General features: G+C 49.5%; 19 protein-coding genes. 4 read left to right on the top strand and 15 right to left on the bottom strand.

Features of this window, described 5'->3' with window-relative positions; all coding sequences use genetic code 11:
* Nucleotides 1–2: 2 nt before the first annotated feature.
* From BFC17_RS08825 to BFC17_RS08785, 9 genes are all read right to left on the bottom strand, one after another.
* Nucleotides 3–680 carry an SIMPL domain-containing protein gene (locus BFC17_RS08825; protein WP_070176066.1) on the bottom strand — a complete coding sequence of 226 codons (678 nt, stop codon included), beginning with the start codon at nt 678–680 and terminating at the stop codon, nt 3–5.
* 90 nt (nt 681–770) lie between these two features.
* Nucleotides 771–2,000, bottom strand: a complete 1,230-nt coding sequence (locus tag BFC17_RS08820; protein WP_070176065.1) for a nucleoside recognition domain-containing protein — start codon at nt 1,998–2,000, stop codon at nt 771–773.
* Between the two features lie 217 nt (nt 2,001–2,217).
* Complete coding sequence (locus BFC17_RS08815) at nt 2,218–3,339, bottom strand: pyridoxal-phosphate-dependent aminotransferase family protein (protein WP_229680900.1); 1,122 nt, start codon at nt 3,337–3,339, stop codon at nt 2,218–2,220.
* Between the two features lie 503 nt (nt 3,340–3,842).
* A complete protein-coding gene (gene tesB, locus BFC17_RS08810) occupies nt 3,843–4,709 on the bottom strand; it encodes an acyl-CoA thioesterase II (RefSeq protein WP_070176064.1) in 867 nt (288 codons plus the stop codon).
* Between the two features lie 58 nt (nt 4,710–4,767).
* Nucleotides 4,768–6,612 carry a protein kinase domain-containing protein gene (locus BFC17_RS08805; RefSeq protein ID WP_070176063.1) on the bottom strand — a complete coding sequence of 615 codons (1,845 nt, stop codon included), beginning with the start codon at nt 6,610–6,612 and terminating at the stop codon, nt 4,768–4,770.
* Nucleotides 6,609–7,466 carry a 23S rRNA (adenine(2030)-N(6))-methyltransferase RlmJ gene (locus tag BFC17_RS08800; RefSeq protein ID WP_070176062.1) on the bottom strand — a complete coding sequence of 286 codons (858 nt, stop codon included), beginning with the start codon at nt 7,464–7,466 and terminating at the stop codon, nt 6,609–6,611. Before BFC17_RS08800 ends, BFC17_RS08805 begins: the two co-directional genes overlap by 4 nt.
* Nucleotides 7,467–7,614: 148 nt before the next feature.
* Nucleotides 7,615–9,189, bottom strand: a complete 1,575-nt coding sequence (locus BFC17_RS08795; RefSeq protein WP_070176061.1) for a dihydrolipoyllysine-residue acetyltransferase — start codon at nt 9,187–9,189, stop codon at nt 7,615–7,617.
* A gap of 8 nt (nt 9,190–9,197) precedes the next feature.
* Nucleotides 9,198–10,175, bottom strand: coding sequence for an alpha-ketoacid dehydrogenase subunit beta (locus tag BFC17_RS08790; RefSeq protein ID WP_070176060.1), 978 nt, complete (start codon nt 10,173–10,175; stop codon nt 9,198–9,200).
* Nucleotides 10,175–11,365, bottom strand: coding sequence for a thiamine pyrophosphate-dependent dehydrogenase E1 component subunit alpha (locus BFC17_RS08785; protein WP_070176059.1), 1,191 nt, complete (start codon nt 11,363–11,365; stop codon nt 10,175–10,177). Before BFC17_RS08785 ends, BFC17_RS08790 begins: the two co-directional genes overlap by 1 nt.
* Nucleotides 11,366–11,685: 320 nt before the next feature.
* On the opposite strand from BFC17_RS08785, the gene BFC17_RS22910 reads away from it, so the two are divergent.
* On the top strand, nt 11,686–16,485 hold the full coding sequence (locus tag BFC17_RS22910; protein WP_280513545.1) for a S8 family serine peptidase: 4,800 nt from the start codon (nt 11,686–11,688) through the stop codon (nt 16,483–16,485).
* Between the two features lie 56 nt (nt 16,486–16,541).
* On the opposite strand, the gene BFC17_RS08775 is transcribed toward BFC17_RS22910, so the two are convergent.
* The 4 genes from BFC17_RS08775 to BFC17_RS08760 all read right to left on the bottom strand — a co-directional run bounded on the left by BFC17_RS08775 (nt 16,542) and on the right by BFC17_RS08760 (nt 19,460).
* Complete coding sequence (locus BFC17_RS08775) at nt 16,542–17,063, bottom strand: flavodoxin family protein (RefSeq protein WP_070176057.1); 522 nt, start codon at nt 17,061–17,063, stop codon at nt 16,542–16,544.
* A 21-nt stretch (nt 17,064–17,084) separates the two neighbouring features.
* Complete coding sequence (locus BFC17_RS08770) at nt 17,085–17,663, bottom strand: DUF6624 domain-containing protein (protein ID WP_070176056.1); 579 nt, start codon at nt 17,661–17,663, stop codon at nt 17,085–17,087.
* 190 nt (nt 17,664–17,853) lie between these two features.
* Entirely contained in the window at nt 17,854–18,570 is a 717-nt protein-coding gene (locus tag BFC17_RS08765) for an SOS response-associated peptidase family protein (protein ID WP_070176055.1), read from the bottom strand.
* Nucleotides 18,555–19,460 (bottom strand): prenyltransferase, encoded by a 906-nt coding sequence (locus tag BFC17_RS08760; RefSeq protein WP_083271650.1) that lies wholly within the window; start codon nt 19,458–19,460, stop codon nt 18,555–18,557. Before BFC17_RS08760 ends, BFC17_RS08765 begins: the two co-directional genes overlap by 16 nt.
* A gap of 94 nt (nt 19,461–19,554) precedes the next feature.
* On the opposite strand from BFC17_RS08760, the gene BFC17_RS08755 reads away from it, so the two are divergent.
* Entirely contained in the window at nt 19,555–20,742 is a 1,188-nt protein-coding gene (locus BFC17_RS08755) for a GGDEF domain-containing protein (protein ID WP_070176054.1), read from the top strand.
* On the opposite strand, the gene BFC17_RS08750 is transcribed toward BFC17_RS08755, so the two are convergent.
* Together BFC17_RS08750 and BFC17_RS08745 are read right to left on the bottom strand one after the other, a co-directional pair.
* The gene (locus BFC17_RS08750; protein WP_070176053.1) at nt 20,739–22,184 is read right to left on the bottom strand and encodes a DNA recombination protein RmuC; all 1,446 of its coding nucleotides are present in this window, start codon (nt 22,182–22,184) and stop codon (nt 20,739–20,741) included. The two genes, BFC17_RS08755 and BFC17_RS08750, sit on opposite strands and share 4 nt — an antisense overlap.
* Before the next feature lie 97 nt (nt 22,185–22,281).
* On the bottom strand, nt 22,282–23,811 hold the full coding sequence (locus BFC17_RS08745) for a fumarate hydratase (RefSeq protein WP_070176052.1): 1,530 nt from the start codon (nt 23,809–23,811) through the stop codon (nt 22,282–22,284).
* Between the two features lie 173 nt (nt 23,812–23,984).
* On the opposite strand from BFC17_RS08745, the gene pabB reads away from it, so the two are divergent.
* The gene (gene pabB, locus BFC17_RS08740) at nt 23,985–25,406 is read left to right on the top strand and encodes an aminodeoxychorismate synthase component I (protein ID WP_070176051.1); all 1,422 of its coding nucleotides are present in this window, start codon (nt 23,985–23,987) and stop codon (nt 25,404–25,406) included.
* Complete coding sequence (locus BFC17_RS08735; protein WP_070176050.1) at nt 25,399–25,977, top strand: CoA pyrophosphatase; 579 nt, start codon at nt 25,399–25,401, stop codon at nt 25,975–25,977. The genes pabB and BFC17_RS08735 overlap by 8 nt, the downstream gene beginning before the upstream one ends.
* The last annotated feature ends 7 nt before the right edge of the window (nt 25,978–25,984 follow it).

The following is a 25,984-nucleotide window of genomic DNA, read 5'->3' as shown; positions in this document are numbered from 1 at the left end:
GATTAATTCTCGATAGCAAAAGTGACATTCACTGTGGCAGAAGTATCGGTTTGCCCCGGTAAACTTATCGCCGCCTCTTGCTGCACGCGCATGCGAACCCCTACCGGCGGTTGCGAATAGCCCCTGGTTTCGGTAACGGCAATAACACCGCTAATACTGACGCCCATTTGTTTGGCAATCAGACTGGCGCGTGCTTTGGCATCTTCTACCGCGGCTATCAGAGCCTGGCGATATACCTCATCAGGGTGGGTATTAATAAATTCGAACTGGTCAATGCGGTTGATGCCGCGTTTCATAGCACCATCGAGTACCGTATCGTAGTTTTGCAACTGATTAGAGGTTACGCGTACCTGACGGGTAAGCACAAAGCCTTTGTTTTCCCTACCATTTGATGTGTGTTCGTACCAGGGCGATAAATTCACAGACATTGACTGCACAGCGTCCTCGGTAATCCCCTGTGACAGTAAAAAACTGACGACAGCATTGAGTTTGTGGTTAGCCTGTTCGTTAAGTTTACTTACCACCGCGCCACGCTCTTCAATTACCATAGTGAGCGTGTAGGCATCCGGCGCAGCACTTATCACTCCCTGACCAGCCACCTGTAAGGTCCGCTCTGCGGCCAGGGTCTGAAAATTTAATACCAGGCCAACCGCAGCTAATAAAACAACTTTCCAACTCATAAAACACTCCTGAAACTGAGACCCGTGCACTATGGCAGGTTTTGTCTTAACTCAAACTGAACCAACACTGCGGCATGGTGATACTCTGCTTTAACCAAAGAACCAGTAACTTACCACTATTGCGGTGAATATACCGGCCGCATCAGCGGCTAAACAGCACGCTACCGCATAGCGCGAGTGTTTTATGCCCACTGCGCCAAGATACACTGCTAATACATAAAACGTCGTTTCGGTAGAGCCTTGCATAACCGAAGCTAACCGCCCGGCAAAAGAATCCGCGCCATGGTGCTGCATGGTCTCTATCATCAGTGCCCTGGCACCGCTGCCGCTTAGCGGTTTCATCAAGGCGGTGGGTAAAGCGTCCACAAAGCGTGGGTCAAAGCCCAACCAGCCCGCTACCGATGCAATCATTTGCACCAGAATATCCATCACGCCACTGGCCCGCAGCATACCAATGGCGACCAGCATGGCCAGCAAGAACGGGATTAACGACACGGCTACTTCAAATCCCTTTTTCGCACCATCGACAAATTGCTCGTAGGTGTTATTACCCACTCGCCAACCGGCAATCAATACGCCCACAACAAAGGTAAACAGCAGACTATTGGCTACAATGGCAGACTGACTGGCTAATTCTGTCGCGGCTAACTGGGCAAAATAGAGGATAACGGCCGCCAGCAAACCAAATACGCCAACCAGATAAAGTAATATAACGCGATTAAACAGGTTAATGCGTTGCACCAGGCTGGTCACGATGAGGCCGGCCAGCGTTGATGCGCTGGTTGCCAGTAAAATAGGAATAAACACATCGGTAGGTTGGGCCGCGCCCTGCTCACCGCGATACAAAAACACCGCAATGGGAAACAACGTAACAGACGAAGTATTAAGTACCAGAAATAATATCTGGCTGTTGGTCAGGGTATCTTTGCGGGGCGCCAGGGTTTGCATGTCCTGCATGGCTTTGATACCAAATGGCGTTGCCGCGTTATCCAGGCCCAGCAAATTCGCAGACATATTCATGGTAATACTGCCAAGGGCGGGATGATCGCGAGGAATGTCCGGCATAATGCGGCATAAAAACGGTGCCAGAATGCGTGAGAATTTCTGAATCAATCCTGATTTTTCGGCAACTTCAAAGATACCCAGCCAGAAGGCCAGTACACCTATCAGACCAATAGCAATCTCCACACTCAGACTGGCCATGTTACTGACCATGGACATGACATCCTGAAAGCCACCGGGATTGTCGCCCCAAAACGCCTGATATAAGGTCGCCAGAAAAGCGCTAACAATGAAAGTGAGCCAGATTCGATGCAGCATAGACGTTAATCCCGCGCTTAATAACAGAAAATGAAAAGCGTTGCAGAGCGACAAAAGAAAAGTAACGGGCAGGCTGAACTGTCAGACTTACTTATCGGTGTAAACCAGCAACGACAGTTTGCGATAGTAGCGTTAATGGCTGGCAAATAACAATTTTTTATTTAACCAGCCATTAAATTCAGGAATTATTTAGTCGTGATTATTCACGACGGTGAGCTTACTTCAAAACGGTTTTTAATGCCGCCAGACAAAAATCAACGTTCTTGTCGGTACATGCCGCGCCCATCAGACCGATGCGCCAAACCTTACCGGCAAATGCCCCCAGGCCTGCACCGATTTCCAGGTTGTAGTCATTAAGCAGACGACCACGTACTTCGGCATCATCAACGCCTTCAGGAATACGCACTACGTTAAGCTGTGGTAACCGATAGGCTTTATCTACCGCCATTTCGATACCGAGCTCTTCAAGTCCGGTAACCAGTTTGTCGTGCAGGCGCGCATGACGGGCCCAGGCGTTTTCCAAACCTTCTTCGTGCAGCATCACCAGTGACTCATGTAACGCATAGATGCTGTTTACCGGTGCTGTGTGGTGATATGCGCGCTTACCGCCCTGACCCCAGTAACCCACAATCAGATTCATATCTAAAAACCAGCTTTGTACCGGTGTTTTACGGTTTTTAATCACTTCCAGTGCTTTGTCACTGAAAGACACCGGTGAAATACCGGGTACACAGCTCAGGCACTTTTGCGAACCGGAGTAAATCGCGTCGATTTGCCAGTCGTCCACGGCCAGTTCAATACCACCCAATGACGTTACGGCGTCTACGATTGTCAGACAATCATACTGGCGGGCCAGCGCACACATTTTTTCCGCGTCGTTACGAACGCCTGTAGAGGTTTCTGCGTGTACAAAGGCAACAATTTTCGCTTCAGGGTGTGCTTTTAAGGCCTCTTCCAGTTTATTCAGATCGGTCTGTGTGCCCCACTCATCTTCAATGACAACGGCAGTGGCCCCGCTGCGTACTACGTTTTCGCGCATACGCATGCCGAATACGCCGTTTATGCAAACAATCACAGTGTCGCCTGGCTCAATCAGGTTTACAAAAGCCGCTTCCATACCGGCTGAGCCTGGTGCAGAGACGGGCATGGTCAGTGCGTTATTGGTTTTAAACGCGTATTGTAATAATTCTTTGGTTTCGTCCATCAACCCGATGAAACCCGGATCAAGGTGACCCACAGTACTGCGCGCCATAGCATTAAGCACACGAGGACTGACATCTGAAGGACCCGGCCCCATCAGCGTGCGTTGCGGTGGAATATGACTGCTGTATGATTTCATAGCGATACCTGCTTGGTTAATTAAACATGTGGGCGTATTCTGGCAATTCACAGGCTAAACCACAATCACAGTTTGTGGCTGAAAAACGATTATCATCATTCACAGAGTGAATGCATAAAGAGAGTTGAGACACATCAATTTATATAGTGGGGGACGATTTGTGTGAACAAATCAAGTTGTGGATAAATATTGCACAACCTGCTTATAAATTGTGCACTTGTTGTCAATCAATCACCTAAAATCTGGCGTAAACCCTTGGTTAGCATCTATAATTGAACAAAATAAAGGCAGATTGAAAAAATTGTTTATAAAGTGAGCAATTTTGAGCTATGATTACAAATCTACAAAGATGATTTGTTCACCCTCCCTTTGTAAAAGTTAGCGCACGGCTCAGCAATGAGCCATTCCCCTAGGCCCGGAGCTTTTTAAGTTCTGGGCATTTTTTATTGGGAAGAAAACTTTCTGTTGTCACCCTGCTATGACTAAACGTAAAGCGAGGCAGGTCACTCGGTGATCCGCATCAGGCCTTCCTGCATGGTAGACGCAACTAACTCACCCTGCTGATTAAACAACTGACCTCTGACTAAGCCTCTTGAACCGCCACTGACCGGACTTTCGATAGAATAGAGTAACCAGTCATTCATATTAATCGGGCGGTGAAACCACATGGCATGGTCGATAGTGGCTATTCTCAGGTTTCGGTCGGTAATTTTGACACCGTGAGGTTGCAATGAGGTTGTTAAAAAGTGGTAATCACTGGCGTAGGCCAACGCAGCCTGATGCATAGCCTGCGAGTCCCCGAGTTCTTCATTCGCGCGTAGCCAGGTATAGCGTTCTGGCGTACTGGTATTTGACGAAATCGAATTTTCTGCGTCGATGGTGCGAATATCAATAGGGCGATGGTAGCTTAATGCTTTTTGCATCCGGCGCCCCATGCTATCGAAGTATCGCTCATACATTCTTATATCCGGCTCCACTTCCAGTGGCGCAGGAACGTCAGGCATAGCAGCATACTGATGCTGCATGCCCTCTTCTGGGAGTTGGAACGACGCTGTCATATAAAAGATATTACGCCCGTTCTGAATAGCCTTAACTCGTCTGGCCGAGAAACTCTTACCATCACGCACCGTTTCTACATCATAAACCACAGGTAAAGAAGCATCGCCGGGCAATAAGAAGTAGCTATGGAAAGAATGGGCAACCCGGCCTTCGGGGACACTTTCCCAGGCGGCTTTTAACGCCTGGCCCAACACTTGACCGCCAAACAGAGCGCGAAAGCCTAAATCCCAGCTCTGGCCACGGTAAAGACCTTGTTCCAGCGTTTCCAGTTCTAATAATGAAGATACTTTAACTTCGTTTTCCTGTTCCACGACTCACTCCCAAAACATTAGAGACGATCACTGCCCACTCTGCGAATTATGCAGATATTCAACGCGTACGGGGATTCCGGGGGTAAAATTTATCGGCACACCGGACACGATGCTCAAAAAAACGCGTGTCTTTATAAGGTAACTTCATAAAGCCACAAGTCCCCTCGCCAGACAATAACGGCAGTGAAACAATGATTTCATTTAATGAGGCATTAAACTCATTTTCTTTCGTATGATCAAGCAAACGATAGTAACTATGTATTTTAAGGTGATTTTCCAGCGCTTCAAAAATAATGCAGCCAGTATGATGAATAGCGTTGAGCGCTTTAATGGCTTGCATGATTTGTGGCGGCAGAGCGAGAAACTCATCAGGATCATCGCCATCTTCAAAATAAGAATGCACCCGGCTTTCCGATGCGCTTAACGATACACTGGACTTTTCATAAGGAATAGCCGTCGCGGCACCAGCCACAAAGGGCGCGTCAACTGAGTCCCGTTCAATGTGCAGGGTATTTTTGGCGTCAAATAAGCAACATTTGAACACGCCCTGACGATGGATCGCCCGGGCCAGTATAACCACCGTATTCACGGCATGCTTAAACGCCTGCTCTTTGGTTGGGTCCTGCAGATTCAAACTTGAATCAATATACACCCCTTCCGGTTGCCAGTGGATCACCAGCCCGCCCAGAACCGGGTAACGCGCCAGGCGGCTGATCGCCGCAAGAAAGCCTTTCTCGGTAGCGCCCATGCCATCAAGGTAATTTTTATAATAGCGTTCAAACTGGGCATCGTTCAGGTAACCAAGTTGCGACATCGCCTGTGACTGTTCACTGGTTAAGTCACTTTGCTGGCGTAAAAAGGACTTACGCGAGCTATACACCACAGATTCTATATTCTTATGTTCTTTAGCTACCCATACGGGTAACAACGCCTCGTAGTGAGCCGGAACATCATCACCAAACACAATGTTTTCCAACAAATTAAGGTGCGACAGTAAATAATCGCCGCCGCCATGCTGACTGGTCACATCGTCACTCAGCATATGGGTAAGAATGTCCGACAAGAGCTTAGGTAAACCCAAAGAGGAAGGCGTAATTACCTCATGGGCAAAGCGGGCAGATTGGCCTGAGGCTAGCGCGTAGAGCGTGCCTGCCAGCCCCTGTTCATCAAAGCGCGGGCTGGAGCGTTCGCCATTTAGCTGGGCATCACCGATAAAATAGATATCCCCCAGGCGTGCGTTTGTTTCCTGAATGTCGCCGGACATTAAATCCAGCACATTATTCTGCACCGGCTGCAAATGCTCATCGAGCTGCGCATACACGCTGGAGCCCCAGTCAATCAGGCTGAGGCTTTCGGTATGTTCATCCCACACCAGGTTTGACGGTTTGATATCGCCGTGGACGATGGGCCGCGGGCTGCCATCATGGGTAAACTGGCGCAGATAAAGCAATATTCTGCCTAATTGCACTGCCATTTTAACCACTAAACGGGGCGGGATTGGGCCGTCGCGCAGGCTGATTTGCTCAAGATCGACGCCCGGTGCCCGTGTCATCATTAAAATAGATTGCCGCCCCCGCTGATAAAACTCTTTAACGGCGGGAATATGCGGGTGCTCAAGCAGCCCCTGCATAAAGGCTTCTTCTTCAAGACGGTCCTGGATACTGGCAGGCAGCGTTATGCGGGTAAACTTAAACACCATTTCTGCCCCGGCGCTATCCCGGCCACCAAAGGCAAAGCCATAAGCGCCCTTACCTATAAGACCGATATCGGTAAACCCCAGGCTCTGTAGCTGTGCCACACAGAGTGCTATCCAGTCTTTGAGCTTTTTGGCATCCGCATGGGAGAGCAGATAAACCGACTGCTCTTCCGGAATATAGAAATGGCGGATACCTTTTCTGGTCATGACTCGAGTTTATTTAACCACGCCACGTTGTACTGACACTGGGTGCCAAGTCGCGGGCTAAGCTCTGTTAAACTGGCATCAAGGATATTGTCGACTTGCCAGGCTGGATTGATAAAACACACACCTGAGCCATACATGCCCGTATCCGCTGCTTTATCTTCGGCCAGTAATTCTACTTGCAGAACGTCGTGGTTAAGTTCAGCCAGCCTCTGACACATTGCTTCGGCCTCGCCCTGTTTGTCACCGGCCCGGTCAGACAATAACGGATACCAGATAAGAATTTGCGCCTGAGGCCAGCGTTTCAGACAATCTTTAACGGCTTTAACAACCGCCTGATATTCCGAACGGGACTCATAAGGCGGGTCGATGAGTACAGCGCCGCGATTAGGCTTTGGCGGTGATAACGCCACCAAACCCTCAAGACCATCACGAAAATGACTGTGTACGTGGCCTGCCCCGTTATGCTGTTTAAGGTTAGCTTTTAAATTATCAAACTCACCGGGGTGAAGCTCCATCACATGCAGTGAATCGTTATCCCGCAACAGGTCAGCCGCCAGCACCGGCGACCCCGGGTATTCGTTGTGATTACGGTAAACGGCAAGTGAAGACAGATAATCTATGAGCAATGGATCCTGCGGGGAAAACTGATCGAGCTTGAGAATACCGTCCTTATACTCGCCGGTTTTATTAGCTTGTGCTGAATCCAGTCGGTAGCATCCCGATCCACCATGGGTATCAATCAGGTTAAACGGCTTATTTTTTTGTTTGAGCCGGTTAATGACAGCCAGCCAACATAAGTGCTTAAGAATGTCAGCGTGGTTTCCGGCATGATAGCCGTGTTGATAGCTTAGCAAAATGATGTTCTCTCATGAGGCCGGTACCCGGATAGCATTGCTATGTCTGGTACAGGCAAAACTTGCGCGAATCGCGCAAGTTTATCGTTGAGTAAGGTAACTTGCCAGTACATTGATTTGTGCCTGAGGTGTCAACGCTATAATGATTTCAATGCAACTGACTTAACATTTTCAGCGGATTAGTGAGGTAATCCAGCCATAAATTGTTAAACCGTACCATGGTGGCACCATCAATTACCCGGTGATCGGCTGACCAGCTGACCTGCATAATCGACTGACTCACTACATTTTGCTGAGCATCAAAGCGCGGCAGTTGCTGAATCTTACCCAGCGCAACAATCGCCAGTTCCGGATGGTTAATAATCGGTGTTGCCGTAGTACCACCCAGCACGCCTACATTGGAAATGCTAATGGTGCCGTCCCTGAGATCCGCACCGGTTACTTTGCCCTCACGGGCATCAGCCACAATACGCTGCATTTCCTGGCCAATGTCCATCAGGCTCATGGATTGCACCCGCTTAATGTTAGGCACGAGCAGACCGGCTGCACCGTCTACCGCAAAGCCGATGTTATGGTCTGTCAGGTAAGTCATGCTGTTGCCATCTTCACTCAAACGGGCATTAAATTGCGGATAGGCGCTTAAGCACAAGGACAAGGCTTTAATAAAGAACGGCATAAAGGTTAATTTTATCCCGGCACTGTCAAACTGATCGGCAAGCGATGCTTTTAAATCAATTAATCCATCCATGTTAAGTTCATCAGACACGGTAAAGTGCGGGATAGTGCTGACTGAACGGGTCATTTGTTTCGCCATGGCTTTTTGCACAGGCGTTAAAGCGACGGTTCTTCCCTCGCCTTGCCCCCGGTCTATCGTGTTGCTGGCAGGAGGCTGTTCTGCCTTCTGTACCGGTTGATTCATCGCATTAAGGACATCTTGTTTAAGCACCCGGCCTTTCTTACCGGTAGCGGTGATCTTATCCAGGGTGAGGTTATTTTCTTTGGCCAGACGTCTTACTGCCGGACTTGCAGGCACCTTTCCTGCGATGACTTTGGGCGGTTCAACATTGCCTTCCTGAAACCCATGTGCGGGTTTGTCAGCAATTTGTGGTGAAGTCTGAGTAATAGCCGGTGCACTGTTAATGGTTTGCGAGGAAGTAGCATCAGTAGCCGACAACTCAAATAAAGCTTCATGCACTTTCGCCACCTGACCCACCTCATTGTAGCGCCGGATCAGCGTACCGCCATGCTTAGCCGGGATCTCAACCACCGCTTTATCGGTCATTACCTCAACGACAACGTCATCTTCTTTTACAAAATCCCCTTCATCGACATGCCATTTAACAATTTCACACTCTACTATCCCCTCGCCAATATCAGGCAGGATAAACGTTTCGACCGCTCCTACCGGGTCTGTGTTCACCGGCTCTGGTTCCGGATCGCTGCCCCTAGGCGTTTCGATTTCCGACTGCTCCGGTTGGCTTTGCTCGCTATGCTGTTTAAGCTCAAACAGCGGCGCATGCACCTTGGCAATATCCCCGGGCTGATAATAAAGCCGCGTAATAACGCCACCATGCATAGCGGGTATCTGCACTGTGGCTTTATCAGTCATCACCTCGGCAACGGGTTGGTCTTCTGCTACCGTATCACCTTCATTAACCAGCCACTCAAGTAACTCGCACTCCACTACGCCTTCACCAATATCAGGCAAAATAAAATCTGTCATATTTAACCTCAGTAATTCAGCATGCGTTTTAAGGCTTCGTAGGTCTTGAACTCATCCGGCATGTATTCTTTTTCATGCGCCAGAGGATAAGGCGTGTCCAGACCGCAAACCCGGGTAATGGGCGCTTCGAGGTACAAAAAGCACTGTTCCTGAATGTGCGCAGCGATTTCGCTGCCAAAACCTGAGGTTACCGGCGCTTCATGGTTGATTAACAGGCGCCCGGTTTTCATCACCGATTCGGCAACGGTGTGCGCATCCCAGGGCAAAATACTGCGTAAATCGATAATTTCACAGGACACTCCATCTTCCAGTGCCATCGTGGCGGCTTTCTGAATAATCTCTACCTGCGCGCCCCAGGCCAGTAGCGTAATATCACTGCCTTCCTGAATAACCTCAGCCTTGCCCAGACCAATGGAATAGTCTTCTTCCGGCACTTCACAGACCGAGGCCCGGTAAAGTCGTTTGGGTTCCATGAATAACACCGGGTTATCATCCCGGATAGCCCCCAGTAACAAGCCTTTTGCCTGATAAGGATCCCGCGGCACCACCACCTTAAGCCCGGGGACATGACTGAAGAAAGCTTCCGGCGATTGCGAATGATAATGACCGCCGGCAATACCACCGCCATAGGGAGTACGGATAGTCAGCGAGCCACAGGAGAATTGCCCTCCGGAGCGATAGCGAAATTTCGCGGTTTCATTGACGATTTGGTCAAAGGCCGGAAAGATATAATCACCAAACTGAATTTCAGCCACCGGTACACTGCCCTGGGCTGCCAGGCCATTCGCAAAGCCGATAATGCCCTGCTCGGTAAGCGGCGTATTAAAGCAGCGGGCTTTACCAAACTTTTCCTGCAAATGACTGGTGGCCCGAAACACACCACCAAAGTGACCCACATCTTCGCCAAATACGACAACTTTTTCGTCTTCACTCATGGCGGTGATCAGCGCCTGATTGATGGCCTGGAGTAAATTTAACTTTGCCATTACTTGTTCACCTCACCCGCTGTTTTAGGATATTTATCCGGGTAACGTTTGATGTGGACCAATAATGCTTCGCGCTGTGCCTGCAGATGCCACGGCACTTCACTGTAAACATCTTCCACTATATCGCTGATGGGATTAACCGGGACCTTCTCCGCCGTTTTCAGCGCGTCCAGAATGTCGCTGCGAACCGTTTTCAGGAAGTCTTCGGTATCCGCTTCGGCCAGCCAGCCTTTATTGCTCAGCCAGACTTTGAACCGTTGCAGCGGATCTTTTAAACGCCATTTTTCTTCTTCTTTTTTCGAACGGTAACCACTGGGATCATCTGAGGTAGAATGCGCTGCCAGCCGATAGGTCATGGCTTCTATCAATACCGGTTGTAAACTCGATAACGCTAACTCCCTCGCCTTAACAGTGGCACTGTACACCGCCAGTGGATCGTTGCCATCAACGCGGATAGTTCTCACGCCATAGCCGATGCCTCTCGATGCGATACCATCACCGGCAAACTGTTCTTCTGCCGGGGTGGAGATGGCATAACCATTGTTACGGCAGAAGAAAATGACCGGGCAGTTAAGAACGGCGGCCATATTTAAACCAGCGTGAAAATCCCCTTCTGAGGCGGCGCCTTCACCAAAATAACAAATGGTCAGCGCGTCATTGCCCTGTAATTTCTGGCCATAGGCATAGCCAGCTGCCTGGGGAATTTGCGTACCCAGCGGCGATGAAATGGTCATAAAATTGAGGGTTTTATCACCATAGTGAATAGGCATTTGCCGCCCCTTGTTGGGATCCAGGCGATTAGAAAACATCTGGTTCATAAACTGGGCTGAGGTATAGCCCCGAAATGCCAGGGCGCCCTGCTCACGGTACTGACTCATGATCATATCCTTATCAGACAACGCCGCCGCACTGCCAACTACCGCCGCTTCTTCGCCCGTGCTGGCAAGATAAAAACTGATCCGGCCCTGACGTTGCGCAGCCACCATGCGCTCATCCAGCATGCGGGTGTACAACATGGTGTGATACATCTTAACGGCCAGTTCCTGGCGTAATGCCGGCTCACTGGCATCAGGATAGATATTGCCATCAGCATCAAGAATCGCCAGCATGGGAATATCCAGTAAGCCGTTTTCGATTATCCTGACCTCATGTGTCACCGACACATTCCCCAGGTGATTTCTGTCGTTCATCAGCTGCCTCTAAACTGTCTTATTATTTCTTTATACTTTAGAGCATGACAGGCAGGAGCGTCTTATCAAAATAACATTGCGTTTACATTTTATTAAACTATTCATCCTAATCGATTCGACCAAAATGGGACGTTCTGTTTAATCTTTGCCGGTTTGGCCAAAGTCAGCTTAGATTCAGCTTAAATTATTAGGATAGCAGTCACCTGAGAGCCAGAATCACATAACCTGCGTAACAGGTATTACATCTGTGCTGTGGCTGTGTTAAAACCCACAATACTATAAGTAACAGGACACTGTTCTTTTCACTACGGAGTATGAATGTGAAGTCCTTATCATTAATTACGAGTGCGTTAAGCCTTGTATTGCTCACTCACACCAGCGTTGCGCAGGAAGAACAGATTCTGCCGAATTCGGTTAATAAACCGACGCCATCGGTTAATCGAATCACGGCTAAAGCAGATAGTCAGGTTAAGGGTAAACAAACCTATATCGTGCAGTTGAATGAACCTGCAGTGGCCCAGTATAACGGCAGCATTACAGGGTTTTCGGCGACCAATCCCAAGACCGAGCCATCAGGATTAACACCGGGTAAAGCGGCTAAGCGGAAGCTGGATACGCAGGCTAATCACGTCAGAGCTTATCGTAAGTATTTACAGCAGCGTCAGCAATCTGTGCTGAATGACATTGCCCGAATAACCGGCGATACCAAGGTTAAGCGCCAGTTTCAGCTTGCCATTAACGGTATGGTTGTGGAGCTGACACCCGCGCAGGCGGTACAAATCAGAAAACTGAGCGGCATAAAAGCGGTAACCGCAGATAAGAAGTTTCACCTGACTACCGATACGAGCCCATCCCTGATAGGCGCTACGGCTGTCTGGGCAGGCAATACACAGCAAAGTATCAATGCCCTTGGGGAAGGTACTGTGGTGGCCATTTTTGATACTGGCATTAATACTGATCACCCTTCCTTTGCCGCAACAGGCGGCGATGGTTATATCCATACTAACCCGCTGGGCAGTGGTAATTATCTTGGCGATTGTGAAGTCGCTTACCCTTCCCTTTGTAATGACAAACTTATTGGTGTTTACAGTTATCCTCAAATTACCAATGATTACAGTGACACCAGTATTTTCCCGCCAGGACTGCCGCGTAATGGCGAAGATTACAACGGTCATGGTTCACACGTGGCGAGTACTGCCGCTGGCAACATCCTGTACGACGTTCCTGCGGTAGGATTAGCCTACGATCTGGAACAAAGTGATGGTTATGCCGGCGCGTTTACCTTTGATCAGATCAGTGGCGTTGCGCCTCATGCCAATATCATTTCGTTTCAGGTATGTTTACCCGGTGAGAATGATGACCAGTACAATGGTTGTTACGGAAACGTTGCCATAGCCGCCATCGACGACGCCATAGCCACCGGCATTGTTGATGCCATCAACTATTCCATTTCTGGTGGTGAAGACGTTTGGGGTGATACCTTAAGCGAAGCCTGGCTATCAGCCAATAACGCTGGCATTTTTGTTGCCCACTCAGCCGGTAATGACGGCCCGGACCGGGCAACCAGTGATAAATACGCGCCCTGGATAACCCCGGTAGCGGCCAGCACTCACGGACGCAGTCTGGATTTATCCAAAACCATTGGCAGTTTTAGCGGTGGCACTACCCCCCCTGGCGGTATCAGTGGGCAAAGTAATACCGGTGCCATCTCAGCCGCCATTGTGTATGCCGGGGATTACGCCAACCCTAACGATCCAACCGGCGACCCGGCCCAGTGTCTGGAGCCTTATCCTGATGGGAGCTTTAACGGCGAAATCGTGGTCTGTGACAGAGGCGATATCGCGCGTATCCAAAAAGCCATCAACGTGGCAGCTGGCGGCGCCGGCGGCTATGTTCTGGCTAATGTTGCGGGTGATGCTGAAAATCTGGTGGCGGATGAGTACGTCATTCCCGGGATCCACATTAACGCAGCGGATGGTGAACGGCTTAAAACCTGGCTGGCCAGCGGTAGTGATCACCGCGCGACTATTTCTGCTACTGCGGGAATTCGCTCCGTTAACAGTGATCAGGCGGACCATATCGCCGGATTTTCATCCCGCGGACCGAATACCGAAATAAGCACCCTGCTGCCCATGATCACTGCGCCCGGTGTCGATATTTATGCGGCTTACGCCGATGAACATTACGGCCACGAAACAACAGGGCCAGCGCCGGCAGATTACGCCTATCTGGACGGTACGTCCATGGCATCGCCCCACGTTGCCGGAGCCGCCTTACTGTTACGTCAGTTGCACCCGGACTGGAGCGCCGATGCTATTCGCTCGGCTATAATGCTGACGGCAACTACAACTGTTGGCATTAACGGTAGCAGCACAGCCGCCAACTGGCTGGATATGGGCGCTGGCCGAATGCAGATAGATGCAGCGGCAGATGCCAGCCTGATTATGGAAGAAACAGAAGCCAATTATACCGCCGCAAATCCTTTGCGTGGCGGCGACCCGAAATCACTTAACCTGCCCGCACTGGTTGATAATAACTGTTTAATTGAATGTCGCTGGCAACGCACGTTTACCGCCACCCGTGATGGCAGCTGGTCTTTTGCGCTGGATGATATGGACAGCGGTTTAAGCCTGACCGCCGAGCCTGCCAGCATGACGCTGGCCGCAGGCCAGTCACAAACCGTTACCTTTACCCTTAATACATGGAACGCACTTGATTCCGACTGGAGTTTCGCCAACGTCCTGATTAGCGGTAATGATGCCACCGCACTCCATGTGCCTGTGGCGGTAATTGCGTCAAACGGTAATTTTCCGGAAGCAATTCAACAAACCAGCTCTCGGGCAAACGATTCGTTGTTGCTTAAAGATCTGCTGGCTATCGAGATCACCGATTTTACCTATGATGTCACCGGACTTACCCTGGCTACGAAAATAACGGGTGCCGTGACCGAAGACTCAGCGCCTAACGATATCTACGATGATCTGACTGACGGCGTGTACAGTCTGGATATCGTCGTCACAGATGATGCGCCTCGGTTGGTGGTGGAGATTACCCAATCCAGTGCACCGGATTTGGATTTGTATATCGCCTACGATGCTAATAGCGACGGTCTTTTTAGTGAGGATGAATTACTGGATATCAGCGCCGGGTTCAGTTGGGATGAGTATCTCAATATTTTCCTGCCATCTGCCGGGACCTACCGGATTTATGTCCATAATTATACCGGTAGTGCCCTACAGCAGGACAACTTTACCGTCGAATATGCAGTGGTTGGTAGTACCACGGATGGTACCCTGACACTTGACGCGCCCTCCTCTGTTGCCCTTCGCGACCCCTTTGATCTCAGGCTGTTGTGGGCATTAGACGGCAGCTTAACCGGTGACAGGTATTATGCCAGCGTAACCCTTGGCGCCAGTGCAGAAACCCCGGTTAACCTGGGCATTATCCCGGTCGATATTGTGCGGGGTGACAATGATGTTGGTCTGGCCGTTGCCGGTAATGGTCGGGTATCGCCCGGCGAAAGCGTTACTTACAGCGTTGAGGTTGCTGCCAACACAACCAATGAAGACCGCGATTACGACATTGAAGTCAGCCTGCCGGACGGCACCAGTGTGGTTGCAGGCAGTGTCTCTGATGGCGGCGTAATCAATGGCAACACTATCAGCTGGTCGATTACGCAAAGTGTTACCGCCGGTTTGTCTGGCTATAACCTGACGACGCCGCAATCCGATAGCCAGTGCTTGGCACCCGATGCCGGTTTTGTTGATTTATCCGGATTAGGTTATCAGCCCTTAAACACAAAAGATGGCAACGTCATTGCAACCTTCCCGGTTAGTGTAAATGCCTTTGGTGAGCAATGGCACGGCATTACCATTTCTTCTAATGGTTTTATCATGCCATCTTCGTCACCCGCGCTTGCTTATCCCGGAGTAAACCGGATGCTGGCTGACGGCACGTTATCTACCGCTCTGTTTGCGCCACTTTGGCGCGACTGGTCATTTAATGATGAGGCCACTTCCGGGCTAACTGTCGCAACATTAGCTGCTGGCAGCATCACGGTAATACAATGGCGTGGGCTGCAAGCTGGTGAATATGGTGCGGATATTCAGATGATCATTAATCATGCTCCAGACACCAATGAGCCTCAAATCATCTTTACCTATCAGAACGTTACCACTAGCCTTAGCGAGTCGATGGCGGGTACCGTTGGCTGGCAGAACAGTTCGGGGCAGTCGGGTCAAACTCTGGCGTTTAATGCCGCTACAAGCAATACGCCAATGGGTGATGTTGAAACCCGGATCCAATCGGGCACTGTGCTGTGCCTGACGCCAGCAAATAACATAGCAGCCACTGGCCCTGCGGCACTGAGTTTTGCGTTGCAGGTTGATGATAGCAGTGCACTTAATGGCACCATCCCGGTCACGTTAACATCCCGCGTAACCAATATTCCGGGTACAACTGAAGAAATCGCCGAGGTGAATACGCAGGCTCAGCTACACGCAGCACCAGAGATCACCATTAATGGCAGTGCATCAGCCAGTATTAGTCTCACTGAATTTCAAACAGCTGTATTACCGCTCAGCGTAACCGATGCGAACGGCGATTCGGTAACCTTAAGTGTATCCCAGTTAAGCGGACCAGCCGCTACCCTCTTAGTAACCGGTAATGAGGTGAGCGTAACACCGGCTTCTGTGAATGAAGGAACGACGGTGCAGTTAGAAATAACCGCCACGGATACCTATGGTTTCAGTGATTCAGCGACCGTAACAATTACCGTAACGCCCAATCAACCGCCGGTACTGAACGTCAGTGCGCCAGCCAGTGTTCAGGAAGGTGCTACGATCACCGTCAGGGCTTCGGCTACCGATCCAGAAGGTGACGACATTGTTTATACAATAAATGGCATTAGCGGCGCTGCTTACAGTTCTACGGCACCTGAAACTGACAGTTCAACCAGCGTTACCTTTACAGTAACCGCATCAGACGGGCTCAATACCGTTACTCAAACGGTTACCGTTACGGTAACCGACAGACCCAGCGGAGGCGGCGGTAGTTTGTCGCTGGTTTGGTTAGCGGCGCTGTTGTTGCTTGCTGGTGTTCGCCGGATGCGTTGCAGTTAATTGTTAATCAGGCCGTGATTGAATGAAAAGGGAAGCTAACCCGAAGCTTCCCTTTTTTACTCTAGTTCATGGGTCGGTGACACAATTGTACGAATAAAATCATCAATACTGGTTTTATGCTCATGCAAAACAAACTCTGCCGGACAACAACAGTAAAGTTGCTGTTGTAATTCCAATCCCAGGTAGCGGGCAATCAGTTCAAATTGCAGGGAAAAACTGGCGGGTAATTCAGTGTCAGTACCCGTAGCCATCACGGCGATATTCAGGCCACGCAGTTTTCGTCCGAGGGATTTATTGATAGTGAGTAAATCGGTAAAGCGGTCAAAGAAGATCTTAAGCTGTGCTGACATCGCGTACCAGTAAACCGGAGTGGCAAATATTACCCGCCGCGCCTGCACCAGTTTTTCAATCACGCCGATAAAATCATCCTCCCGGTTATCATGCGCATAATCGAAACAGCTTATATTAAAATCATTAAGATCCATGATGGTTGCATTTAATGGCGCTGCCACCACCTCTGCCAGCTTTGCCGTATTGCCATTTCGGCGTGAACTGGCCAGCACGATAATAATACTCATCCTTTCTTCCTTGTAGTTGCCTTATTTGACCTTTAGGCCGTAGGCGTCCTCTAGCAGCCGGATATATTCTTCCAGCGGTGGCAAACCCACTTCGGCCCGGCGAGCATCTACACTGGCCGGTTCTTTAATGGGGTCAAACACCAAAGCGTCATCAATAATATTCAATTGCGTGCCGTAAATCTGCGGCTCTCCACGATGAACAAGCACTCTGTCAGTCAGTAACGCAAAATCCTGACCGTCGATCCCTTCCCCTTGCAGAAATGCCTGCTTAAGTATCGGCAGCATCGCTTCCTGAAACGCATAATCGGGCGAGTGCTGAATTATCAGAAAAGCAGAAGATACGCCCTTTTTACCCACCAGTTCCGGCGTAACCCAGGAATATTGCGCGATGATTTGTTTTAGCCGCTCGGTATTCTGTGCGTCGATACCGGCCATTTGCGTCATTAGCTCAGCCGGCGGATTATCCCAGCCTGCCTCGGTGATTTGTTGTCGAATGGCCTGGTCTGCCTCTGTCATAGCAAGCAATTCTTGCTGTAAATCAGGCTGCGTCACAGCAGCAACGGGAAAAGAGAAAATCAACACCAACAAAATAAACCGCATAAACACTCCATTGAAAAAACAGGCTTAACCCTTTGCCGCCTGACCAGTGAGACGCTTGGTTTCACCCACTGATTATCTGGCCAGATTGTATTGTAACGGTTAACAAGACCAGCTAAGAAACTAAAATAATTAATTTTTTTTGAAATTTATAACCGCTTTGGCAGTTGATTTCTGCTGCCCTGGCCGGGTTTCAATCGGCATGGATAACAAAGGACTCACCAACAGGCTGGTACAAGGAGGGTTTGTTGATCGGTTGTACCAATAAATCATGGCGGATCACCGGTATCAGTAAGTCGCCTAAGACTGCGGGTTCGGTAATCCCGGCATCCAGCCAACGCTGTAAGCTGTTATCCTCTGGCGAAAGCATCAGCGGCGTGGATTTTTGATGAATTTGTCGTAACTTTGGGTGCGGCGGTAATGTCACAACCGAACAGGACGTTTCTACGAAAACGTTGCCGTGGCTATCATGGCCGTGCCATTCACGGTAAAGGCCGCCCATAGCGAGTTGTTGTCCCGGTTCTACCGTCATGTCGTGATAACACATTTGACTCCCGGTCTTTTGCGACTCACCAAAACCGGCCACCGGGATAATACAGCGATGTTGCCGAAACGCTTGATAACCCGCACTTCGTGGTACGTTGAGCTTATCGTAACGGGTATTAAATGAGGTATACCTAGAGGGTTTAAAACGCATGACCGGTGCGCTGTGATCAGGTTCCAGCAGCAGCCACCAGACCGCGTTACGAGCCAACCGGCGGCCCTGGTGTTCTAATATGATCGTTACCCGTTCTGTCGCTCTGACAAAGCGAGCAAAACGCATTCCCTCATCTGGCCAGAAGTCAATTTCCAACTGTTCACATAAAGCCCTGACGCCGGGACTGTCGGTAACGTTTAACCGGCCACACATAGTGCTACACCCAGTAAAAGCGGCGTTGCCAGGGTCATCATAACGTTTTGTCCCATGGCGGCTAAAAATGCCTCGTCGGGCTGGCTAAAGTGCTTCGCCTGCTGGTAAATTTTCCAGCCTGGCACCATCGGTAATAAACAAACTAATGCATACAAAGGCAAATTAAATGCCGCCACCGTGGCCACTACTACCGCGATAGTCAGTAACCATTGCACCAGATACAACCTGGCTGAAAATAGATAACCGTACTGAATCAATACATGATTGCGGCCATGGTCGGCATCGCTGGCCGCATCCGGGAATTGATTAAGCAGCAATAAATTATTGGTTAACAACGTTGGAATTAATGCCAGTAACAGCATAGTCAGACTATGTTCGCCGCTCACGGCTACATAGCTACCATAAGACATGAGCACACCAAAACCCAGTCCCGGTGAAATCAGACACAACCAGGGAAAACGATTCAGTACGGGTGTATAGCTGATCACGATAACAATACCTAGCACGCCCATTGCAAACAGTGACTGCCAGGCCTGAGGCGCATAGCGCATAACCAGCAGGCCGCTGGCAATAGTAAGCGCCACAAAACCAATGCCAATATATTTTACCCAGTGCGCTACATCAGGCTGACTAACCAGCGCGCCGCTACCGCCACTAAAAGGCGTGCGGTTAGTGGCAAAATCCAGTTTGCTGGTGCAATCCACATACTCATTCAGCATATTCACCGCGATGTGGGCACATAATCCACAAACCAGGATTAAACTGAATAAAAGCCAGGAACCGTCTATATTTAAATAACTAACAAAGCCAAAACTTAATGTCAGGCAGCTAACCACTAATAATAAAAATGGAGGGCGCATGGTTTTTACAACAGTAGCTAGTGTGTTCATTCCCTGTTCCTTTGGAGACCGTCGCTCAATGATCTGTTTAAATTTCTGCAAGCCTTGTCATTAGCTTTAACTATGCCGAACTGAAAATACACCTATGGAAATTTTCCTTTCAACCAGCATTGAGCTATCCAAGGTTAACATTCTTATTGCGATACTCTTCAGCATTGGCTGGTTAGTTATCGCCAAACCCTTACAACTTTATCACAGCAGCAGTTTGCGTTTCGCTCTGGCAAATCTGCTGTTCGCCCTCGCCCTGCTGATGGATTTTCGTAATGAAGATAATCCCACACTTTCTCTGGGGATGATAGCCGATATCATATTACTGATTTCGTTCATGATCTATAACCTGGCCCTACGCCACTTATTTAAACTTGCACAGGATCCAATTTGGTTTAGCTGGTTATTAGTGGCTATCGTGGTAAATGTGCTGCTACATCTGCTCGGCGTAGCCAGCGCAACCTTCGTATCGATAATTAGTTTGTGCCTGGTGACTTTGGTTATGATGAAAACACTCATCATGAAGTTTCGGGCTCTGCACAGTGCGTTTTCGGCCCGTATTGCGGGCATCTTAAGCCTGGCGGATTGCCTGGTAGTGCTTATGGTAGGCGGCAAAGTTGTGTTCTGGTTACATCTTATCAGTGCTAATGAGCCTGAATTATTGTCGCTGTATTACAACTCGTCCCTGTCAGTGTGGATGCAGATCGTACTTGTAATCCTGATTAACACCACTGCCGTTGGTACCACTATTTCACGCTTAATTATCCGCATGAAATATCTGGCAGAGCATGATCAGCTTACCGGCTTACTGAATCGCCGGGCATTTCAGTCGCGACTGGCCTATCAGTTTTCTGTTTACCGTCGATATGAGCAATCGTTCAGTATTCTGATGCTGGACATAGACTATTTTAAAGCGATCAACGATACCTATGGACACAGTGCCGGTGATGAGGCAATAAAATACACTGCCGAATTACTCCGACAGCAGGTAAGATTGTCCGATCTGATTGCCCGGTTTGGTGGCGAGGAGTTTATTGTTTTATTGCCAGACCAGTCACTTCCTGAGGCTGCTATTATTGCCAGTAAGATATGCCGGGCCTTTTCTGCCTCCCCCTGGCGGGAGGGCGCCGATCCCCTCACAATAAGTATTGGCTGCGCTGAAGTATGCCAGGCAAATAATGCCGATGATCTGCTTAAACTGGCCGACGATGCACTCTATCAGGCAAAGGCTAATGGCAGGAACCAGGCCGTCTCCGCCACCCGCCAGCTTAGCTTCCCGGTTTAATCCTGTTCGTCGCTGTCGTCGTCGGAAATATCGCCTGCCAGTCGCTTACTCGGTTGCACCCCAAGCGCTCTGAACTGTTCTACCTGTCTGACCAGGTTGCCACGACCACTGGATAGCTTATTCAGCGCGGCATCGTAGTGTTTTTGGGTACTTTCGATAGACTTACCAATTTTTTCCATGTCGCCCACAAAGCCAGCAAACTTGTCATACAGCTTAGCGGCATGCTGGGCAATTTTCTGTGCATTCTGATTCTGGTATTCGTATTGCCATATATTGTTGATGGTCCGCAATGCCACTAACAAATTAGTGGGTGATACCAGCATAATGTTATTATTCAGCGCCAGCGTAACCAGTTCCGGATCGCTTTCTACTGCCAGCAAAAACGCCGGTTCAACCGGAATAAACATAAGCACATAGTCCAGCGACCGAATGGCTTCAAGTTCGTGATAATCCTTGGCTCCCAGGCCCTTTATATGGCTGCGTAAGGAGTTCACATGCTCTTTCAGATAACGCGCCCGCTCGTCATCGTTATCACTGTTAAAATAACGCTCATAGGATGCCAGGCTTACTTTTGAGTCAATGATCACATCTTTATCATTAGGCAAATGCACCACCACATCGGGCTGCTGTAACTTGCCCTGTTCATTACGAGCCGACACCTGAGTTTCAAATTCGTGTCCTTCGCGCAGACCAGACTCCTTCAGAATGCGTTCAAGTACTACTTCACCCCAGTTACCCTGTTGTTTGTTGTCGCCCTTTAAGGCCCGGGTTAAAGCCGCCGCGTCTTCGGTAATTTGTTGGTTTAATGCTTTTAAACCAAGAATTTCGGTTTTTAGCGATGCGCGCTCCTGCCCTTCCTTCACGTATTGATCAGTAACCTGCTTTTTAAAGCCTTCGATCTGATCTTTAAGGGGATTTAACAAGGCATCAAGACGATTCTTACTTTCGTTGCTAAAACTTTCCGCCTTTTGCTGAAAGATACGGTTGGCGAGGTTTTCAAACTGTTCCTGCAGACGCTTTTCTGCTTGCTGTAAACTGGCCAGTTTTTCTTCGTGTCCTTGCTGCGCCACATCGAAGGCGGCCTGTCGGGCGTCACTGGCAGCTTTTAGCTGAGTATATTCTGTCTGCAACGATTTAAGCTCAGACTGCAACTGTTGACGCTGCTGCTGAGCTTCAGGCAACAAAGCCGCTTTAGCTGCCTGTTCCTGTAGTGACTGCTGAAAAGTCGTTAACTGTTGTTTGAGTTCACTGATGGTGTGTGCGGCACGTTGCTCACTGGCATCCAGCGACTGTTGCGTTTGCTGTAATTGCTGGGCCAGCAGCTGTTGTTCGGCTTCGGCTTTATGTGCCTGTATTTTGCCCTGGCTACGGCCAATAGCAAGGCCAACAGCCAGCGCGACTACTGCCGTAGCACTGGGAATAATGATATCCAGGTGTTCCATTACCAACCTAAGTCACTTAAAAAAAACGGGTAACTCATGTTACCCGTTTTTGGCATTAATTTAAGTGAAGATTAGTTTCTTCGTGTTTGAATGCTGTTTATTTAGACAGTACTTCGTCCAGTTCAGCAATTTTGGCTTTCCAGATAGCCGGGCCAGTCTGGTGAGCATTCGCGCCGGTAGAATCTACGGCAACGGTAACCGGCATATCTTCTACTTCAAATTCGTAAATAGCTTCCATTCCTAAATCTTCAAAGGCCACCACGCGGGCTTTCTTAATAGCTTTAGAAACCAGGTAAGCCGCACCACCAACTGCCATCAGGTACACTGACTGATGTTTGGCAATAGACTCAACCGTAGCCGGGCCACGTTCTGCTTTACCAATCATGCCGGCGATACCGGTTTTTTCCAGCATCATGTCGGTGAACTTATCCATACGAGTAGCTGTTGTCGGGCCTGCCGGGCCTACTACTTCGTCACCTACAGCATCAACCGGGCCAACGTAGTAGATAAACTTACCGTTAAAATCTACCCCTTCTGGCAGGCCTTCGCCATTATCCAGCATGGTTTGAATGCGTTTGTGCGCTGCATCACGGCCAGTAAGCATCTTACCAGACAGCAGTACGGTTTCGCCCACTTTCCATTCTTTGATATCTTCTTTGGTTACCTCGTCCATATTAACACGACGGGTATTTTCACTGACTTCCCATGTCACCTGCGGCCATTCTTCCAGCTTAGGCGCTTTAAGCTCTGCCGGGCCACTGCCATCTAAATAGAAGTGGGCGTGACGGGTAGCGGCACAGTTAGGGATCATCGCTACTGGCTTAGACGCTGCGTGGGTAGGTACGGATTTGATTTTTACATCAACCACGGTGGTTAAACCACCCAGGCCCTGGGCACCAATACCTAATTTATTCACCCGCTCGTAAATTTCAACACGCAGTTTTTCGTCGGTGGTTTGCGGGCCACGCTCAATCAGTTCCTGAATATCCACCGGATCCATCAGGCTTTCTTTGGCCAAAACAGCAGCTTTTTCAGCAGTACCGCCAATACCCAGGCCTAACATGCCCGGCGGACACCAGCCAGCGCCCATGGTGGGTAAGGTTTTCAGCACCCATTCAACAATATCGTCGCTGGGGTTTAACATTACCATTTTAGATTTGTTCTCTGAGCCGCCGCCCTTCGCTGCGATCATCACTTCAATCTTATCACCGGGCACGGTGTCGATATGCACCACCGCCGGCGTATTGTCCTTGGTGTTTTTACGCGCACCGGCCGGGTCTTCTACAATTGACGCACGTAGCGGGTTATCCGGATTCAGATAAGCACGACGGGTACCTTCATCAACCATTTGCTGAACGGTCATGTCGGTTTTATCCCAGCTTACGCCCATACCGATTTTCACGAAACAGGTAACAATACCCGTATCCTGACACAGTGGACGTTTACCCTCTGCTGACATACGTGAGTTAATCAGGATTTGTGCCATGGCATCTTTTGCCGCCTGGCTTTCTTCCTTGAGATAGGCTTGTTCAACGGCCTTCACATAGTCGAGTGGGTGATAGTAAGAAATGAACTGCAGCGCATCTTCGATGCTATCGATAAAGTCTTGTTGACGAATTACGGTCATGGCGTCCTCTTATTTTTAGGCTCACATAGTCATCTAGACGAAGAAACCGTATACTAACGCATGTCGACAACTGGCACCATATAAAACCATCTGCGACTTTGGTGGAGTAAATAAAAACTATTGCTCCTGTTGCTGCCAGTACTGTGATAACACTAAATTTAAGAAACAATTTAATGCCACAACCGAGTTTTTCATTTGCCCCTGCTGCATTGTGTATCACACCGGTAGAGTTACCGGCCAATGCCACCATTCAGGATGTTTTTCAGTCTGTTGCCGAGGATAACTGGAGCCTGCTCTATGACTCTTCCAATTCAACTCAAAGCAACAGCCGGTATGATATTGCCTTGTGGGCTCCCCTGCTGAGGATCAGCAGTAAAAATGGCACTACCAGCGTGCACAACCAAAGTAGCTGCATTGAAACCATAACCACTGCCGAAGAACGCCCCCTGGCTACCGCCAGACGCTACCTGACCGCCTTTCAGCAAAGTACCGACTATTCAGCGGTTGACCAGACCTTGTTTAATCGCCTGCCACTGGTAGTCGGTCTGGCGGGCATTTGCAGTTACGACCTCGGTCGCGACTATGAAACACTCCCCGCGGTGAATCCGAATGAGTATCAGTGTCCTGATATGGCACTGGGGATTTACGCTCAGGCACTTATTCATGATGTAACGGAGGGGCGCTGGTACTTTTGCCACCGCAATGATGTGCCAGTGCCGGATTTTAATCAGTGGTTACAGCAGTCCGCGCTGCCTTTTGCCGTAAAAGAGAGCTGGCAAAGTAACTTGAGCCGTGATCAATATGTCAGCGCACTGGCTGCGGTACACAATTATCTGGTTGCCGGTGACTGTTACCAGGTTAACTTTGCCCAGCGCTTCAACACCCGCTACGAAGGGAGTTTGTGGACAGCTTATCGAACCCTGACCCGCACTAACCGGGTGCCTTTTTCAGCCTATATGCGGGTAGATGACAGCCATATTTTAAGTTTATCGCCGGAACGCTTTATCCAGTGTCGTGATGGCATCATTGAAACCAAACCCATTAAGGGCACCCGGCCAAGATTTGATGATCCTCAGCAGGACAAAGCCAGTGCCGAAAACTTACTGAGCGCAGAGAAAGATCGGGCGGAAAACCTGATGATCGTGGATTTATTACGCAACGACATCAGTAAACACAGTGTTCCTGGCAGTGTGCAGGTACCAGAGCTGTTCAAGCTGGAAAGTTATCCTGCGGTACATCATATGGTAACTAAAATCACCAGTCGGCTGGCCCCGCACAGCCATCCTCTGGATTTACTGGCGGGTTGTTTTCCCGGCGGATCGATCACCGGAGCCCCAAAAATCCGCGCGATGGAAATTATTGAAGAGCTCGAGCCCAATCGGCGCAGTATCTACTGTGGTAGTTTTTTATACCTGGGCCTGAAAAACGATCTGGACTCAAGCATTTGCATCCGCACCCTGCTGGGTGAGCATAACGCCCTCTATTGCTGGGCCGGGGGCGGTATTGTACTGGACTCTGATGCCGCAGAAGAATACCAGGAAACCTTTGATAAAGTGGCCAGAATTCTGCCGGTACTGGGGTCAGTACGTGAATAAAACCGCCTTTCTTCAGCGCTTTCATTCGTCGCCACCGCTCGCTGGAGGCGATGATTACCCGCTGAAGCATGCCGGACGCGCTGCCGGTGTGCTGGTACCATTGATAGACCGGCCGGAAGGATTAAGCGTGTTATTAACGCAACGGGCATTACACCTGGCCCACCACCCCGGTCAGATTAGTTTTCCCGGCGGTAAACAGGAAGAACAAGACAAGGATCTCATTGATACCGCGTTGCGGGAGGCCTGGGAAGAAATTAATTTACCCCGGCAAAACTGCAACGTCATCGGTCTTCTGCCAGAGCATCGAACCATTACCGGCTTTTGTATTACTGCAGTGGTCGCCATTGTCGATCCAGACTTTACCCTGCAATACGACACCAATGAAGTCAGCGACGCCTTTGAAGTCCCGCTGGCATTTTTACTGGATACTAATAATTACGTAACGGAGCATTTTCATCGCGGCACGCTGGTAAATCCGGTTCACTTTATTCCCTGGCATAACCGCATGATTTGGGGCGCTACCGCAGCCATTTTGCGTAATCTTGCGTCAATTTTTACTGACACCCCGTAACGCCATA

This window comes from Marisediminitalea lipolytica (assembly GCF_001758465.1).
Lineage (GTDB): Bacteria > Pseudomonadota > Gammaproteobacteria > Enterobacterales > Alteromonadaceae > Alteromonas > Alteromonas lipolytica.
The sequence above is the reverse complement of the archived record's forward strand: the minus strand, read 5'-3'. Positions and strand labels throughout refer to the sequence as shown.